Raw genomic sequence first — 15,729 nt, forward strand, 5'->3', positions numbered from 1 at the left:
TTTGTCCTTAATAAAAGCTTTGCGCCAGAGAGCCTATGATTAACTGCCAGCCATCCACTAAAACAAACAGCATGAGTTTGAACGGCAGTGATACGATGGAGGGGGACACCATCATCATACCCATGGACATCAGGACACTGGCTACGACCATATCAATAATCAGAAATGGAATGAAAATAGCGAAGCTGATTTGAAAAGCTGTTTTCAATTCACTGGTAATAAAAGCCGGAATCAATACTCGCAACGATACTTCTTCAGGTCCCTGCAATTGCGGGGTATTGGATAATTTGACGTACAAGGCGAGATCCGCCTGGCGGGTTTGTTTCATCATGAATTGCTTGAGTGGCGCCGCCCCTTTATCCATCGCTTCCATCATGGAAATTTTATTTTCCGCGAAGGGTGTATAGGCTTCTGCATAAATTTTGTCGAAGACAGGCCCCATTACAAATAAGGTTAAGAACAGTGACAGCCCGACCATCACCTGATTCGGCGGTGCAGACTGCGTTCCCAATGCCTGACGTAGCAACGATAAGACAATGATGATGCGGGTAAAACTAGTCATCATCAGCAGCGCCGCAGGGATGAAACTGAGAGCCGTCAGGAATAGCAGTGTTTGTATGCTCAGCGAGTAATTTTGTCCGCCACCCGCAGCAGGAGTGCTCGTAATTGCCTGTAACGCGCCGTTAGACTGAGCGGCAGCAATATCGGGGAAGATGAGTGCGATCAGAACGAGAATCTGACAACAGTAAAGAAGCGAAGAGCGCAGGATTTTCATGCGGAATTTACGTATTTGCGTCAGTCGGCGTGTTGCCACGCTTTTCTATTGTTCGTTGCAGCCACCCCTGAAAAGAGTTGCTATTTGTTGGTATTGCTTGCAATAACGAGTCTTGTTTTGGGAGAGTCGCTAAATTGGTGATATTTGAAGCTGTGACGCCCAGCACCAGCCATTGATCCCCGACTTCAATCACCATGACACGCTCACGGTTCCCTAGATTCAGTCCGGCCAGTACTTTCATCGGTATCTTGTTTCCTGAGATTGCCGGATTAATTCGTTTGAACGCCCAGGCCACCAAAAACATTAAACCGAGAACGAAAAGCAGTGCCAGACTGATTTGGAGCAATCCAGCTCCGGGTGTTAGCGTTACTGTTTCAGCAGCAAAGGTGTTGCCGGAAACAGCCAGAAAAAATAACGATATGAATTTGCTGTCTGGTTTCATTATTTGTTCAGTTTGCGAATACGTTCTGCTGGTGTGACAATATCGGTCAGACGAATACCGAACTTATCGTTAACGACCACCACTTCACCTTGAGCGATCAGACAGCCATTTACCAGCACATCCATCGGCTCACCAGCCAGGCCGTCGAGCTCTACGACTGAGCCCTGCGCCAGTTGCAGCAGATTTTTAATCGCGATTTTAGTTCTTCCCAGTTCCACCGTCAGTTGTACAGGAATATCGAGAATGAAGTCGATATCATTGTGCGTTTCAGTCGAACTTCCCTTTGCACTGAACTCTTTAAATATCGCTGGGCTTGCTGGTGGTTCAGATTTTTGGTTTGCTGCAGCGGCAGCCGCTGCAGCAGCATCGGCTTTTTCCTGTTCAGCGATCGCTGCGCCCCAATCGTCTTCGCTGATCGGGCTATCGGTATTTTCATCCATGACTTTCTCCTTGTGCTGCTACTTCTTGTACGCTGGAACTGATCAGTTTTTCCACGCGTAACGCATATTGTCCGTTGAATACACCATATTTGCACTCCATCACCGGAGTACCGTCAACCTTGGCAGAGATAACTTCCGGAATATTCAAAGGAATGATGTCTCCCGTTTTCATATTCAGAATATCGCCCAGTGTGACACGGGTTGTGCCTAAATCTGCAACTATTTCCACTTCCGCGATCTGAATCTGTTGCGTCATCAGACGTACCCAGCGTTTGTCCACTTCCAGTGTTTCGCCTTGCAGACTACTGGTCAGAATATCCCTGATAGGCTCAATCGTAGAATAGGGCATGCAAATGTGCATTTCACCACTGACTGGCCCCAATTCTATCGTGAAGGTTGTGGAAACGACTACCTCGTTCGGTGTCGCAATATTGGCAAACTGGGTATTCATTTCGGACCGGATGTATTCAAATTCCACCGGATAAACTGGCTCCCACGACTTTGCATAGGTTTCGAAAATAATTTCCAGAATACGCTGAATAATTCTTTGTTCTGTCTGGGTAAAATCCCGACCCTCAACACGAGTGTGAAAGCGGCCATCACCACCGAACAGATTATCGACCAGAAGAAACACCAGCCCAGGGTCAAGTACAACCAGAGAGGTCCCCCTCAGCGGTTTCATGTGCACCAGATTCAGATTGGTTGGTACAACCAGGTTACGGATGAACTCGCTGTATTTGGATACCCTGACCGTACCAACGGAAACTTCTGCACTGCGTCGCAAAAAGTTAAACAGGCCTATGCGTAAGAGTCGCGCAAATCTCTCGTTAATAATTTCCAGAGTCGGCATGCGACCACGAACAATGCGTTCCTGCGTCGCAAGGTTGTAGGGGCGTACACCCGATGTGTCTTCTTGAGACTGAGAGTCATCTTGATCTCCCGTGACGCCTTTTAAAAGGGCATCAACTTCTTCCTGGGAGAGGAAATTATCTGACATAGTGCTATTGAACTACAAAGGAAGTAAAGAAAACGCCATTTACTTTTTGTGGCTCACCTTTCGCAGTAAAAGGTTGATTAACTTTTTCAATGATCTCTTCTACCAGCTTATCTTTACCTTCAGTAGAGAGGATGTCATTGGCATCTTTGCTCGACAAGAGTAAAAGCAGGCGACTGCGTACCTGGGGCATATTTGCTTTAATCAGGGATGACTGATCTTCACCTTCAACCTGAAGCGTCATCGCGATTTGTAAATATTTATCACCACTGTCCGATTGCAGGTTCACCGTAAATGCGTCCAAGGGAAGAAAAACGGGAGCTTTTGCAGGTTCTTCTTTGTGCTCTTTTTCTTTGGAGGCAGATTTTTTTGATAAAAAGAAAGCAGCACCGCCACCGATACCGCCGAGAAGCAGTACTGCGGCTGCAATGATAATAATGAGCTTTTTCTTTGATTTTGCCGGAGCAGCATCGCCCGTTTCGGGCGCTGCTTTAGCAGGTTTTTTTGCCATGTTTTTCCTCTCAAGCAGCGGTGTTTTTCCGCTATTTTTTATATTATCTTCTAAATAAAGCACGGAATAACAGAAGAAAAGACGGGCAAATACCGCTCATCTTTTCGATTCTGAAAAATAATGCGATCAACATATAAAACAGATGCATTATTCCGGTGAAACGCTTTATTTCTTTATTCTACCTGTTTGAGAGACAAGTTTTACAACTAAGCGCTATGCAAAGGTGTCGACTGCGCCAATGCGGGAGATGATTTTGCTTGCCTTTGCATCCGATATCGGTTGATTGCCAATGTGAATATCGTTCGTGTTATTTGAGACAGTCGATGTCGCCCGATTTGCATGTCCGAATTCGCGACTTTGCTGTCCCTGATGGGATGCTTCAGCGTTGACTGAAAAGCCGGATAGCTGAACCCCGGCATCATCCATCATCTGACGCAATTTCGGCAAAGATGCCTCCAATGCATCCCTGACGTCCGGATGGGCCGAGATAAATGTTGCATTTGCCTGATCGTTTGTGACATTCAAGACGATTTGCAATGGCCCCAGATCAGGTGGATTCAGCGTTAATTCCGCAGACTGCATGCTTGCGCCAACCATCCAGATTACTTTTTGTCCTACTGCTTTATCCCATGCGGAAGTATTCAACGGAGGTGAAATCTGGTTTGCAGAAACGGCACCGGTAATCGTCGCATTCTGCGTGGCGTTCAGCTGTTGTTGTGGCGTAGCTTGCTGGACACTGACCGGGCTGACAGGTTCATCTTTAGGCATGACGAACGCAAGCTTATCAACGGATCGTTCCAATTTTTCGGCAGATAGACTTGTTTTTTGCGCTGCATCCTGTTGAACTCCTGCTTGCAGTTTGACTGGATCGCTTTTTTCAGACTTGACGTTCAATTGATCCGCAAATGAAAGAGGGGCGTCAGCTATGGTTTCTTTGCTTTTAACGGGCGACGATGTATCCGTAGTAACGGGTGTCAGCGTCGCAATATTCGCGGTGCCGGTTTCATTATGTGCTGACAGGGCATTGCTCACAATGACGTCAAAAGCTGCTTCTTTTGATGCTTCAGTCGTAGGCAAGGCATTTTTTTCAGTGAATGGCGGTAATGACAATCCACTGGATGTTGCATCTATACCGGCACTTTTATCACTCTTAATGGTGACGTCACCAACAGATTTCGGTGGTACTGATCTTGAAATGTCATTTAAGGCATTAAAAAGTTGAATCAGTTGTTGATCACTGTCGTTGATATCTTTTTTTTCGGTCTGGTTGTCGTCTTTTTCTGTGTCTTCAGTTTTTTTTGAACCAGTAGTGGCACCGTTTAATTCTTCAGGCGGAGTCGCGGGGTCTTGTTTTGGGGGCTCACTATTTTTTGTAGGTATTTTCCCATTCGTATCCTGTGGCGCTGACGCAGATGTCGCCTTATTGCCGTTGATTTCTTTTTTGAGCAGCTTGTTAAAAGAATTTTCAGCATTCACCACAGGATTGCTCTTGACTGATTTCGCCGCACTATTTGGATTGCTTGGTGCGCTGATAATATTGAGTGTTTGCATAAATTCTGCCGTTTTAAGTTGCTACTCTGATTTGTAAAAATACGCCCGTGCGGCAAAATCGTCGGTTTGTTTCTGATCGGATTTAGCTTCTTTTTTTTGCTGCACCGTTTTTAGTCTGTGATCAAGCGTGTTGTATGACAAACGCTTTTTTTCATTTCCTTGCCAGTCAATCTTTGCAGCCTGAACTTTCGACTCTGCATTGCGTATCACTTCTTTTTGTCCTTCGACTGCGCTATCCAGTTTCGCTAAAAAGCTCATAAAATTTCCATACTGGCTCGCGCTGATGCCGGCAGCGGCGGCCGCCTTAAATTTGCTGTCGTAATCAGCACGATACTGAATCAGCAGATCAAGCTTGCTTTGCGTTTCTTCATGATAACGAATAGCTTGTCCCAGACGCTTAGCCGCGTCATCGGTTTCCCTGTCTGCGATCTCAATTAAGGTATTGATTGGTGATCTCTTTGCCATCTGTAACTAAGTATAGGACGAACTAAAATTATTTATCCTTGGAATAGAGCCCGAAGTCCCTCTAAGCTCTCCGATATGCTGCATTTTTGAGTAATATCCTGCTGCAAAAATGCAATGATCCGCGGATGTAAGCGTATCGCTTCATCAAGCAACGGGTCTGAGCCGGGGGCATACGCGCCGACGCTGATCAGATCGCGGCTGCGTTCATATCGTGAGTAGAGTTGTTTCAATTTTCTGGCAAGTTGCTGGTGCTCCGGCGTCGTAATGCTGTGCATGGCGCGGCTGATTGATTGTTCAATATCAATTGCCGGATAATGTCCGCTCTCAGCTAAGGTCCGGTTTAACACAATATGTCCATCAAGAATTGCTCGAGCCGAGTCTGCAATCGGATCCTGCTGATCATCCCCCTCAGTCAGCACTGTATAAAATGCAGTAATTGAACCTCCGCCTTCTTTCCCGTTACCGGCGCGCTCAACAAGTACGGGCAATTTCGCAAAAACCGAGGGAGGGTAGCCCTTGGTCGCCGGCGGTTCGCCGATCGCCAGCGCGATTTCACGTTGCGCCATCGCATATCGGGTTAGGGAGTCCATGATCAGCAAAACACTATGTCCCTGATCTCTGAAATATTCGGCGATTGTTGTTGCGTACGCAGCGCCTTGCAATCGCAATAGTGGAGGAGCATCTGCCGGTGCCGCGACGACTACTGACCTTGCCAGTCCTTCTTCGCCAAGAATCTGTTCAATAAATTCTTTTACCTCGCGTCCGCGTTCGCCAATCAGTCCGACGACGATAACGTCTGCTGTGGTGAACCTTGCCATCATCCCCAGCAGCACACTTTTACCAACCCCTGAACCCGCAAATAATCCCAGACGTTGTCCTCGTCCGACGCTAAGCATGCTATTGATTGCACGGACGCCGACATCAAGGGTATCAACAATCGGCGCCCGTTCCAGAGGATTGTAAATTCTTGCCGCGAGTGGAGCAGATTCAGTTGTTTTCAGAGGGCCGAGCGTATCTAACGGCCGTCCGTTGCCATCTAGTACCCGTCCTAATAACTGGTAGCCGACCGGAAGCTGGCGGCTCCTGTCGCTGGGCCTTCGCATAGGGTGATTAGATTTAGGTCTTGATTCTTCCGCAAAAACGGGCGCGCCTGGAGTCACGCCTTCCAGATCGCTGTGCGGCATCAGAAAAAGCCGGTCGCCGTCGAATCCCACTACTTCAGCGTCTATTTTTGCGCCGCTCGCCAAATGGATGGAACACGCACTTCCGACCGGTAAGCGCAGACCGACGGCTTCCATGACCAGACCTGTGACTTTAGTGACTCTGCCGGCAATTGGAATTTCGTCATTACCCGACAGTAAATCCTTACCGCCTGTCAGTATTGATTTCCATTGATCTGTGAAAGTGCTTTCCATATTGTTTACTCAGCTTCCGAGGCGTTTTTTCGCAAAATAGCAGTCAACCGCTCCCATCGCGTATCAATGCTTGAATCGATAAGATTTTGCGATGTTTCAATTTTGCAGTCGCCCCGTGACAATTGCTGATCGGGGACGATACGCCAGCCGTTGGCTATCAAGGTGTCACCAAGATTTTTTTTAACGATATTAGCGTCAGCAGGATTCAAGCTGATGCTCGCGTTGACTTGTGCAGATGGCAGTTGAGCGATCGCGTCTTCAACGATGGGAAGGATAATATTCTGATCGAGTTCAACCCTGGTCTTTAAAATTGCGGATGCCAGACTGATGGCAAGATCCAGCAATTCCTTGCCTGTCGTTTTTCCGACTTCTTTCAATTCCGCCGAGAGTTTGTCTAACAGAATATGCATGCTTTGTATGTCGGGCTGCATATTTTCTGCCGCCATCATCTGTCCTGCTTCTTGTCCTTCACGCAGCCCCCGTTCATAAGCCTCCTGATAGCCGACGGCGTAGGCCTCTTGTCGAGCTTTTTCGCGGATTTCCTCCAGTTCTTGTTCTGACACTGTCGGGACTAATCTGGCGGGAACAGGGTCAAGCTTGGGCTCTAGCATATGATGAGGGCGAGTTTCACCAAACGACGCCATTTCCCAGCGTTGGTAGGCTGAGACGTCATCTTTTCGTAAGACACTAGACATAAGCGTCCTCACCTTTTGCACCCAGCATAATCTGACCTTCGTCTGCAAGTCGCCGTACGACGAGCAGAATTTGTTTTTGCTGAGCTTCAACCTCAGACAATCTTACTGGACCTTTAGATTCCAGATCTTCACGCATCATTTCCGCAGCACGCTGAGACATATTTTTAAATATTTTCTCTCGCATATCCTGACTTGCGCCCTTGAGTGCGATGATGAGCGAATCGGATTGGACTTCGCGCAGCAAGAGCTGAATGCCCTTGTCATCGATGTCCATGATGTTGTCGAAGACAAACATTTCATCCATGATTTTTTCTGCCATATCACCGTCATATTTACGCAGATTATCCATGACCGATGCTTCATTTTCACCACTCATGAAGTTCAGTATTTCTGCCGCTGCTCTGACGCCGCCAATCGATTTTTTCTTCAGGCTTTCGTTGCCGGTCAATAATTTGGTCAGAACATCGTTAAGTTCTCTCAGTGCGGCTGGCTGAATACCGTCAAGCGTTGCAATGCGTAAAACAACGTCATTTCGTAAGCGCTCCGAGAAATTATTTAAAATTTCACAAGCCTGATCGCTTTCCAGATGAACCAGGATCGTCGCAACGATCTGAGGGTGTTCATTTTTAATCAGGTCGGCAACAGATGCTGAGTCCATCCATTTCAGACTCTCGATGCCGCTGGCATCTTTACCGCCAAGAATACGATTCAGCAGGGATGACGCCTTATCGTCTCCCAGTGCTTTTGTGAGGACATTGCGGATGTATTCGTCGGAATCCAGGCCGACGGACGAACTCAGGTCTGCGGCAGCTTTGAATTCTTCGAGCACCTTAGCGATGCGCTCGTGAGGGATTGCACCTATTGTCGCCATGGCCGCACCAATTTTCTGTACCTCACGCGGTCCCAGAAATTTCATTACCTCAGCGGCACCGTCCTCACCTAGCGCAAGCATAAAGGTTGCCGCTTTTTGTACTCCATCATCACTCATTGTTAATCCATGTCTTGATTACGTTAGCAACAATTCTCGGGTCATTTTTGGCTAATTCTCTGGCCATATCCATATTTAATTCGTAGGCACTTCCTTGTTTTGCCGCTTGTAATTCTTCTTCACTGGAGAGTTCAACGAAGGTATCTTCCTCTTCGTCTTCATCTTCTGCCTCTTTTTCAGCAGCAAGTTTTTCAGCTTCTTCTGCCTCTTTTTTCGCTTTCTCTGCAGCGACATCTTTCCCCATAATTTTATACAACAGGGGTTTCAGATATCCGAAGAAAAGATAGGCTAATACAGCGGCAATTAATAAATATTTGCCCAGTTCTTTTACTAATTGTATGGTTTCCGGCTGTTTCCAGAATGGTACTTCCACTATAGTTTCTTTTTCCGGACCGGCAAATGGGCTATTAACAACATTCAGCGTGTCACCCCGGTCTTTATTAAATCCCATCGCTTCACGTGCCAGATCGGTAATCTGTGTTTTTTCAATATCCGTTAGCGGTCTTGATATGATTTTTCCGGATTTATCCGTTTCGTTCTTATAGTTCACAACAACCGCTACGGACAGCCGCTTCACGCCTCCCATTCCCTGCTGTGTGTAACGTATGGTTTTATCAACCTCATAGTTGATAGTTGAGTCTTTTTGTACCAGTCCGGTATTGGATGCTGACGTTGATGTTGCTGCGCCGCTGGCTACGATTGGCGCGGTGACGGGCACCGGCGGCTGATTTGTCAGTGAGCCTGGAATACCGGATGCATTGTTATTTTTGCTGTAGCTCTCACTGGATTGCTGACTGCGTATCGTGGATGCTTCGGGCGGTGAATTAGGGCGGTAACTTTCTGCAGCTTGTTCACTTTTGGAAAAATCGATGTCTGCACTTGCCTCTGCGCGGACATTATTGGCGCCGACTATAGGTGAAATAATAGATTCGATGCGTTTGACGATATTTTGTTGGAACTCCTGCACGTATTTAAGCTGCGACGGATCCAGGTTATTGCTCCCGGCTTGCTTATTCATATCCGAAAGCAAATTACCGTTTTGATCGACGATCGATACATTTTTCGTTGACAGTTCCGGAACGCTGCTGGCAACCAGATGCAGAATTGCGCTGACTTGTTGTTGGTCCAGGACCCGGCTGGGATACAAGTTCAATAGCACGGATGCCGTTGGTTTTTGCTGATCACGTATGAAAACAGAAGACTTAGGGATGGCAAGATGTACTCTTGCTGACTGCACAGCAGAGACCGCCTGAATTGAGCGCGCTAATTCACCTTCGAGTGCGCGTTGAAAATTGACTTGCTCAAGAAACTGCGAAATCCCGAGCTTCTGATTTTCCATTAATTCAAAACCAACATTGCCGCCCTTGGGTAAGCCCTGTGACGCGAGTTTCAGACGGGCATCATGTACCTGGCTTGCAGGTACCAGAATTGCGGTACCGCTTTCCGAGTATTTATACGGAACGTTCATTTGCTGCAGAGATGCGACGATAGCGCCGCCATCCCTGTCGTTAAAGTTTGAAAATAAAACTTTATATTCAGGTTGTTGCCCCCACAGCCAGATACCGGCCATGATTGCCAGTATCAGTGCCGCACCTGCTGACAGCATCGCTGTACGGACGCCTGGCGTTTGTGGTATCCCGAATATTTTTTTAGGTTCCGCAAGCTCATCCGGAGCCATGATCATATTTTCAGCGGTCGCCATAAATCACCTGATCAGCATTGAAAAATGAGAAGTCTGTTTGCGTCATGTTATGAAGCCATTTTGGTTTTTTCCTTACTACCGATTTTGCACTGGATTCCAAATTTCAATCAGAGGAGCAAGCATGCATTTGTCCATCTTATTATCGAAATGAAGAATTTTCCAAATGATAAGGTAGATGCCAGATCAATCTTTATTGACGATGGAGAATGTATGAAAATGGCTGGCATTGACAGCAGTCGCATTGATGCAATGGTTGCTCAGTTAAAAGCGACGGCTGCAAAAATGGAGGCGGGGGCAGGCATCCACCGCGCTGAAGAGAGCGATGCGCCTAAGCGCTTAGATTTTGCTGATGCACTCAAAGCGTCCCTGGATCAGGTGAACAAGGTTCAGCTGACGTCGCAACAATTGGGAGAAAAATTTGCGATGGGAGATGATAAAGTCAGTTTGTCTGACGTCATGATCTCTATGCAAAAAGCAAACATTTCATTTCAGACGACTGTACAAGTCAGGAATAAATTAGTCACTGCATATCATGACATCATGAATATGCAGATTTGATCCTGAAAACAACTGAAGTGATGGTGTATCAGCGGATTCCAGTCAATTTGGAATTCCGCTCTCTTTCTAATTTCATGATGTAGCGTTGAACGCTGGTCAGCACAGAATTAGATAAATTTGAAAACTGACAACCAATACGACGATTCGTTTTTCCATTTAATAAAACCAGATCTTGGGAGTTTCTGATTTCCATTGTGACGTCAATCGTACCGATCGTTGGTAATTCCAGTGTGCAATGTTCGTAGATTTTTCCCGGTGTGCAATCAAGTATCTTCCTTTCGTCCAGCACCGCAATACCACCGCAACTGATATCAACCAATGATAATTTTAAGACTTCAGGCTTATTATTCAGTTCGACAGGGAAACCTACTTTTATTGGCGTGGAGACAGGTGTGTTAATCCGGTAATACTCACGCCGTTGCAGTCTGATCAGACTCGATGGAATGCTGAATTGCAAAGCGGGACGATTTTCAAAATTGGCAAGATGTACGCCCGTTGTTGAAAATTGGATACCGATTTTATCTAATAATCCCTCAAATGAAACCCGATGTGCTTCAACTATTCTTTGATTCGCTAATTGCCCGGGAGCAGAGTCAACGGTAACAGTATTATTGCTATCGTCGACGTCCAGAATCGATGTGATAAACACCTCAGCTCCATCATGAATCAACATGCTGATGAACTGGTTGCTATCTTTCAGACCGCGCAACAGGGAGATAATTTCCCGGCGGGAGTCAACCTGGAATGGACTTTGGTTTTCAGTCCCGAGAGAAGGAGGGGATTGCATGTGTTTATTTGCTCTTATCTGTCAAAATTTTGAAATAGCAGGGGCTGAAGCTTGCGTCTGATGAGTGATACCAGACTTTTCGGTGTCGATATGGTAAAGCCAAGCGAGCAGTTCTGCAACCGCGATATACAGAACCGGAGGGATGTTTTCATCGAGATCAACTTTCATTAATAACGATACCAACTCTTTTGATTCGTGTACGTGAACTCCGTGCTCTTTTGCACGGGCGATTATCTCTTCGGCAATGATACCTTTGCCTTTGGCGACAACACGAGGAGCGCTGTCTCCGCTATGGTAGGCGAGGGCGACGGCGTGCTTATCGGTGGGTTTATTTGCTGTCATCTTTTCTGACACTGAGGCTATCCAGAATCGTATCCAAAGAAGAAAGGGAAGATGAAAGTTGTCCTGCGTACGTTCTTAGCGTGTTCACCGTATCTTCTTTTTCTGCATTGATGCTCAGACTCAAATGATTCGCGTGAAAATTAAACGTCGCCGAAACTACGCCCAAAGAGGGTAAATCAAACTTTACTGTGCTTTGCCAGTGAATATTATCCTCGGGTAATGATCCTTTGGTTTGTTCAGAGGGTTTCTCTCTCTTGATTTCCCATTTTATATACTGCCCCGGAAACAGTTCGCCTTGCCAACGAATGCTTTGATCTTCCAGTGTACGTAACTGCTGCTGGATGAGCTGAATGATTTCTTTATTGCCTGAAATAAGACTATTTTCTTCGCCGCTAACATTCTGGCTCAGTGCTGAGAGTACTGACTGAGGCTCGGTTTTCAAATCGCTGATATTCTTTTTCCCGTCTATCCATTCAGCAAGATGAGATTCGTAAAACAGGCCGCTCTGGCTGATTTTTTTTTCTAATAATACGGCTGTTTTTTCGATGTTGTTTAAATCTGATTGTGTGTTTAGTATCGCGGTTTTCCCGACAATAGCACTGCTTTCGGCGTTGTCGTTATCAGCTTGAAGGATAGTACCTATCAGTTTGCTGGCGTTGCTTAATGTGGTAACGCTGCTATCAGTGTGAATGCCGCTGTCCGGAGCAAGAGGGCCGGTAGTGGCCTGGAGGATTGCTTTTGCAGAAACTAACTTGTTAGTCTCTTCCAGTCTTGGCTGGGGTGAAGCAGAAAAATCAGAAAGCGTTTTTTTTCCCGGTGTGTAGGTTTGTTCTGTAATGAAATTTTCTACGCTCTGTTGTCTGCTTTCTAAGGCAAAAGTCGGTCTTGGATCGGTTGAAATTAAGCGCAAGGAGACGGAATCACCTTCATGCACGCCCTCCGGAAGTTGCATGCGAACACTCAGGTTGGCAACCCGGACGTTAAAGCTTCCATCTTTTTGCCGGCTAAGGACTTCTCCGTTGAGTTGTTGACCCACGACGAGCTGCGCGAGTTTTGAGGCAACTTCCTGCCTGAGCGAATTGAGTCCCGCACTTGCCGATGTCGCCTCGATATCGGCAGTCGTGATCGAGTTATCGAGGCGATAAGGCATGTCAGTTACGCTGAATTTGCGACTCCATAAGCATGGTTCAATTTACGTTCGGCACTTGACGCTCTCATCAGATTAGATAATTCGGCCATCCATGGTTCTGTAATGTCACGAATTTCTCTGTCGTCAGCCAGTATTTTTTTGATGACGCGAATTTTTCTTTCTTTGAGTTCAGGGGGGAGTATTGCCGGACTCTCATTATCGCGAATTTTTTGAACCTTGGAGCTGCAATCGTTTTCCAGCTCTGTCAACCGTTCCCAGTCACGGTTACGCGCAGCATTCAACATTTTATCGGTGATAACGGCGATATGTTCGTACAATGTAATAATTTCTATGCTTTCCATTATGAATCAGGCCTCAAAAACGTGAACTTGTCGTGGTTGTAATGGATCGTGTTCGCTGACAGCAGGTGCCGCCGGTTGCTGAGCAACGGGCTCAATGGTTTCCCAAGTTTGCTTCAGATCGCGCAATAAGTTTTGTACTTCCAGTAACTTTCCTTCATCTTTATTCAGATTAGCCAGCAACAGCTGTCTGCTCATATATTCGTACAGCGCATCGAGATTCAACGCGATTTCACCGCCTACCCGCTTATCCAGACTTGCACGCAAGCCGTTATCAATAATAGAAATGGCGTGAGAAATAGACTTTCCTTTCGCGGCGATTTCTCCTTTCTGCATTTGCTGAAGTGCATTTCCAATTGCAGTGATCGCACCGTCAAACAACATGACGATCAGTTTGTGGGGACTGGCAGCTATGACGCCAGTTTCCACACCAATTTTTGTATATGCGCTTGCACCATAGGATTTTGATGAGCCAAACATAGCTAGTCCTTTGAGTATTCTAAATATGAGTTACTTGTTCGTTGTGCCGTTCAATATGCCGATTTGAGCGGTTAAAAAGCTTTGTGTAGCATTTAAATTCGAGATAACGGTGTCCAGTGATGAATATTGTGCTTGTAAGCGAGCCTGGGTTTTAAGCAGACGAGCATTAAGGTCATCCGTCTGTTTTTGCAATGATGTCAGTGTACTGTTAATGCCTTTTGTCGCACTGCTGATCGTACCGGTCGTTCCAAGAAAGCTAGTGACAAGATTGTTCAGTTTGTATGCATAACCCTGGGAGAAACTGACTTTGCCACGGTCACCGGTTGCGCCGCCGTTGACAACAATTTGCAGGCCTTCAGACGGAGATCCTGATGCGCCAGTTAGTATCTGACCTGAGCCTGTTGCAGAAATGCCATTGAATGTGCCGGCAACATTTTTACCGGTTGTTCCCGTGCTGACGGTTCCAGTCAAGGCAGTGATGCTTGTTCCGGCATTACTGGTCAGACTGACATTGGATGCACTGCCGAAACTGCCGGATGTAATGTTAAGAAAGCCATTGCTGTCGATCGAGGTCGTAACCGATACACCTGCGTTAGAAAAACTGGCGGTACCATTAATCGATGACTGTATCATCGAGGCCAGTTGGGTTGCAGTGTAGTCGCCTGCCGCTAGACTCACGGTACCAGAAAGACCGTCAATTTTGACATCGATTTTTGTTCCGGCGGCAATCGTCGTTGGTCCGGCGTTTAAGTTGACATCACCTGTCAGTACGCCTTGAGTCGCGATTTGGGTTACTTTAACAGCATAGTCTCCAGGCTGCGTTGCTGCCGTTGACCCGGACAGACTGGTCAGGCTGTCCGTCGTTTTTCCCATCGCTGCAAATAATCCGCCAACATCATTGAAATTATTTGTTAATGCGGTTTGAAGTTTCGAGGAGTCAACAGCCAAAGAACCGTCTTTTTGAAAGCTGATACCAATCTGTGCCAGGCTTGTGAATCCGCCACCCAGACCATTGACGGCTGTTGATAACGTATTTCGTATCTGATTCTGGATTGCCTGGGTCGTTGGATCGCCAAGTAAAGCCCCTGCAACTTTGGTCGTCGGATTATACGATGTCAGTTGTGAAATGGTACTGTTCAGACTGTTGTAGGCAGAAACAAAAGAGTTAATGCTATTTTGTACCGCAGATGTGTTGGTATTGACCGTAATTGATGTGGTGCCTGTTTTCTGTGCGGTGATAGTCACCCCTTGAATCGCGGTTGCTACCTTATTGCTCGCGCTGGAGACAGCAATACCGTTGACGGTGAGGTTGGCATTCTGACCAGTAGTAACTTCTTTAAAATTTTGAGTTCCGGTAGGATCATAAGCAAGCAGATTTTGCAGATTTGCATCTCCGGAAACGCTGATTTTCAGGCTCGATGTAGCCCCTGTTGATGCTGAACTCAGTACTAAGTGGTAAGGGGTTGCGCTGCCATCGCCAACGATGGACGCGTTCACGCCGATTTTTGCACTATTAATAGCGTCGCGTATACCTTGCAACGAGTTATTCGAGCTATCAATTGTTACGGTACCGGTTGCCTGGCTTGCATCTTGTGTAAATGTCGCGCCGCTATAGATACCGCCGGTCTGAGTTCCACCTGAAATGGTGCCGAACTGAAAACTTAATGTTGTGCTTGCACCGCTTCCGATAGCGGCTGTGGTATTCACCTGACCAGCGCTGGATATCGTCTGAGACTGCGCAAGTTGCGTCACATTGACGTTGTAAGTTCCGACGCTTGCGGTGCTGCTTGCACTGACTGAGGCAACGGCGGTATCACTCGCTGTAGCTGCCAGTGTTTCGAAGGTGGACGCACTGCTCAGTGCAATCAGGGAGGACTGGAAGGAGCTGACTGAGCCACTTAACGCACCTAACGCAGTGACATCCGCCTGATAGCTGGTTTGTTTTTTTTGAATCGATGCTAGCGGCAGACTCTCAATGGCCATGAGCTTGCTGACGATGGTATTTACATCTAGCCCAGAACCTACACCGGTGGATTGTATGGTCACAATAATTCTCCTTTTGAGGTCCTTACTATATCAAATCTGATTCTTGTTCA

18 protein-coding genes are annotated in these 15,729 nt (G+C 46.7%); 1 reads left to right on the forward strand and 17 read right to left on the reverse strand.

From position 1 onward, the window contains the following. Window positions 1–7 precede the first annotated feature (7 nt). From fliP to fliF, 11 genes are all read right to left on the reverse strand, one after another. Window positions 8–775, reverse strand: a complete 768-nt coding sequence (fliP, locus tag ACOTSW_RS08100; protein WP_423682280.1) for a flagellar type III secretion system pore protein FliP — start codon at window positions 773–775, stop codon at window positions 8–10. A gap of 7 nt (window positions 776–782) precedes the next feature. After that, entirely contained in the window at window positions 783–1,217 is a 435-nt protein-coding gene (fliO, locus tag ACOTSW_RS08105) for a flagellar biosynthetic protein FliO (RefSeq protein WP_423682075.1), read from the reverse strand. Beyond that, on the reverse strand, window positions 1,217–1,657 hold the full coding sequence (gene fliN, locus ACOTSW_RS08110; protein ID WP_423682077.1) for a flagellar motor switch protein FliN: 441 nt from the start codon (window positions 1,655–1,657) through the stop codon (window positions 1,217–1,219). The genes fliO and fliN overlap by 1 nt, the downstream gene beginning before the upstream one ends. Continuing rightward, a complete protein-coding gene (gene fliM / locus ACOTSW_RS08115; protein WP_423682078.1) occupies window positions 1,650–2,654 on the reverse strand; it encodes a flagellar motor switch protein FliM in 1,005 nt (334 codons plus the stop codon). The genes fliN and fliM overlap by 8 nt, the downstream gene beginning before the upstream one ends. A gap of 4 nt (window positions 2,655–2,658) precedes the next feature. Beyond that, entirely contained in the window at window positions 2,659–3,162 is a 504-nt protein-coding gene (gene fliL / locus ACOTSW_RS08120; protein WP_423682079.1) for a flagellar basal body-associated protein FliL, read from the reverse strand. A 213-nt stretch (window positions 3,163–3,375) separates the two neighbouring features. Continuing rightward, entirely contained in the window at window positions 3,376–4,713 is a 1,338-nt protein-coding gene (locus ACOTSW_RS08125) for a flagellar hook-length control protein FliK (protein ID WP_423682080.1), read from the reverse strand. Window positions 4,714–4,734: 21 nt separating this feature from the next. Continuing rightward, window positions 4,735–5,178 carry a flagellar export protein FliJ gene (fliJ, locus tag ACOTSW_RS08130; protein WP_423682081.1) on the reverse strand — a complete coding sequence of 148 codons (444 nt, stop codon included), beginning with the start codon at window positions 5,176–5,178 and terminating at the stop codon, window positions 4,735–4,737. Window positions 5,179–5,210: 32 nt separating this feature from the next. Beyond that, window positions 5,211–6,593: a flagellar protein export ATPase FliI gene (gene fliI, locus ACOTSW_RS08135; RefSeq protein WP_423682083.1), complete on the reverse strand. Its 1,383-nt coding sequence runs from the start codon at window positions 6,591–6,593 to the stop codon at window positions 5,211–5,213. A gap of 5 nt (window positions 6,594–6,598) precedes the next feature. Beyond that, window positions 6,599–7,288, reverse strand: a complete 690-nt coding sequence (locus tag ACOTSW_RS08140; protein ID WP_423682084.1) for a flagellar assembly protein FliH — start codon at window positions 7,286–7,288, stop codon at window positions 6,599–6,601. Then, a complete protein-coding gene (gene fliG, locus ACOTSW_RS08145) occupies window positions 7,281–8,276 on the reverse strand; it encodes a flagellar motor switch protein FliG (RefSeq protein WP_423682085.1) in 996 nt (331 codons plus the stop codon). The genes ACOTSW_RS08140 and fliG overlap by 8 nt, the downstream gene beginning before the upstream one ends. After that, window positions 8,269–9,978 carry a flagellar basal-body MS-ring/collar protein FliF gene (gene fliF / locus ACOTSW_RS08150; RefSeq protein ID WP_423682086.1) on the reverse strand — a complete coding sequence of 570 codons (1,710 nt, stop codon included), beginning with the start codon at window positions 9,976–9,978 and terminating at the stop codon, window positions 8,269–8,271. Before fliF ends, fliG begins: the two co-directional genes overlap by 8 nt. A gap of 24 nt (window positions 9,979–10,002) precedes the next feature. On the opposite strand from fliF, the gene fliE reads away from it, so the two are divergent. Continuing rightward, window positions 10,003–10,536, forward strand: coding sequence for a flagellar hook-basal body complex protein FliE (fliE, locus tag ACOTSW_RS08155; protein WP_423682087.1), 534 nt, complete (start codon window positions 10,003–10,005; stop codon window positions 10,534–10,536). 28 nt (window positions 10,537–10,564) lie between these two features. Here the strand turns inward: fliE and ACOTSW_RS08160 are convergent, their stop codons facing one another. From ACOTSW_RS08160 to fliD, 6 genes are read right to left on the reverse strand one after another with little or no spacing between them, the layout of a single operon-like run. Beyond that, window positions 10,565–11,323 carry a flagellar brake protein gene (locus tag ACOTSW_RS08160; protein WP_423682088.1) on the reverse strand — a complete coding sequence of 253 codons (759 nt, stop codon included), beginning with the start codon at window positions 11,321–11,323 and terminating at the stop codon, window positions 10,565–10,567. A 21-nt stretch (window positions 11,324–11,344) separates the two neighbouring features. After that, window positions 11,345–11,665 carry an EscU/YscU/HrcU family type III secretion system export apparatus switch protein gene (locus tag ACOTSW_RS08165; RefSeq protein WP_423682281.1) on the reverse strand — a complete coding sequence of 107 codons (321 nt, stop codon included), beginning with the start codon at window positions 11,663–11,665 and terminating at the stop codon, window positions 11,345–11,347. Next, window positions 11,652–12,815 (reverse strand): flagellar hook-length control protein FliK, encoded by a 1,164-nt coding sequence (locus ACOTSW_RS08170; protein ID WP_423682089.1) that lies wholly within the window; start codon window positions 12,813–12,815, stop codon window positions 11,652–11,654. Before ACOTSW_RS08170 ends, ACOTSW_RS08165 begins: the two co-directional genes overlap by 14 nt. Before the next feature lie 5 nt (window positions 12,816–12,820). Further along, complete coding sequence (locus ACOTSW_RS08175; RefSeq protein ID WP_423682091.1) at window positions 12,821–13,156, reverse strand: flagellar protein FliT; 336 nt, start codon at window positions 13,154–13,156, stop codon at window positions 12,821–12,823. A gap of 6 nt (window positions 13,157–13,162) precedes the next feature. Further along, complete coding sequence (fliS, locus tag ACOTSW_RS08180; protein WP_423682092.1) at window positions 13,163–13,633, reverse strand: flagellar export chaperone FliS; 471 nt, start codon at window positions 13,631–13,633, stop codon at window positions 13,163–13,165. 30 nt (window positions 13,634–13,663) lie between these two features. Continuing rightward, on the reverse strand, window positions 13,664–15,679 hold the full coding sequence (fliD, locus tag ACOTSW_RS08185; protein ID WP_423682093.1) for a flagellar filament capping protein FliD: 2,016 nt from the start codon (window positions 15,677–15,679) through the stop codon (window positions 13,664–13,666). Between the last annotated feature and the right edge of the window lie 50 nt (window positions 15,680–15,729).

Origin of the sequence: Undibacterium sp. WLHG33 (assembly GCF_049544815.1) — a bacterium.
GTDB lineage: Bacteria > Pseudomonadota > Gammaproteobacteria > Burkholderiales > Burkholderiaceae_D > Undibacterium.

Excerpts from the sequence above, each read along its gene's own strand:
- fliJ (WP_423682081.1), bottom strand. The coding sequence starts at position 5,178 with ATGGCAAAGAGATCACCAATCAATACCTTAATTGAGATCGCAGACAGG.
- fliS (WP_423682092.1), bottom strand. The coding sequence starts at position 13,633 with ATGTTTGGCTCATCAAAATCCTATGGTGCAAGCGCATATACAAAAATT.
- fliN (WP_423682077.1), bottom strand. The coding sequence starts at position 1,657 with ATGGATGAAAATACCGATAGCCCGATCAGCGAAGACGATTGGGGCGCA.
- ACOTSW_RS08165 (WP_423682281.1), bottom strand. The coding sequence starts at position 11,665 with ATGACAGCAAATAAACCCACCGATAAGCACGCCGTCGCCCTCGCCTAC.
- fliL (WP_423682079.1), bottom strand. The coding sequence starts at position 3,162 with ATGGCAAAAAAACCTGCTAAAGCAGCGCCCGAAACGGGCGATGCTGCT.
- ACOTSW_RS08125 (WP_423682080.1), bottom strand. The coding sequence starts at position 4,713 with ATGCAAACACTCAATATTATCAGCGCACCAAGCAATCCAAATAGTGCG.
- fliI (WP_423682083.1), bottom strand. The coding sequence starts at position 6,593 with ATGGAAAGCACTTTCACAGATCAATGGAAATCAATACTGACAGGCGGT.
- ACOTSW_RS08170 (WP_423682089.1), bottom strand. The coding sequence starts at position 12,815 with ATGCCTTATCGCCTCGATAACTCGATCACGACTGCCGATATCGAGGCG.
- fliO (WP_423682075.1), bottom strand. The coding sequence starts at position 1,217 with ATGAAACCAGACAGCAAATTCATATCGTTATTTTTTCTGGCTGTTTCC.
- ACOTSW_RS08175 (WP_423682091.1), bottom strand. The coding sequence starts at position 13,156 with ATGGAAAGCATAGAAATTATTACATTGTACGAACATATCGCCGTTATC.
- ACOTSW_RS08140 (WP_423682084.1), bottom strand. The coding sequence starts at position 7,288 with ATGTCTAGTGTCTTACGAAAAGATGACGTCTCAGCCTACCAACGCTGG.
- fliE (WP_423682087.1), top strand. The coding sequence starts at position 10,003 with ATGAGAAGTCTGTTTGCGTCATGTTATGAAGCCATTTTGGTTTTTTCC.
- ACOTSW_RS08160 (WP_423682088.1), bottom strand. The coding sequence starts at position 11,323 with ATGCAATCCCCTCCTTCTCTCGGGACTGAAAACCAAAGTCCATTCCAG.
- fliG (WP_423682085.1), bottom strand. The coding sequence starts at position 8,276 with ATGAGTGATGATGGAGTACAAAAAGCGGCAACCTTTATGCTTGCGCTA.
- fliF (WP_423682086.1), bottom strand. The coding sequence starts at position 9,978 with ATGGCGACCGCTGAAAATATGATCATGGCTCCGGATGAGCTTGCGGAA.
- fliM (WP_423682078.1), bottom strand. The coding sequence starts at position 2,654 with ATGTCAGATAATTTCCTCTCCCAGGAAGAAGTTGATGCCCTTTTAAAA.
- fliP (WP_423682280.1), bottom strand. The coding sequence starts at position 775 with ATGAAAATCCTGCGCTCTTCGCTTCTTTACTGTTGTCAGATTCTCGTT.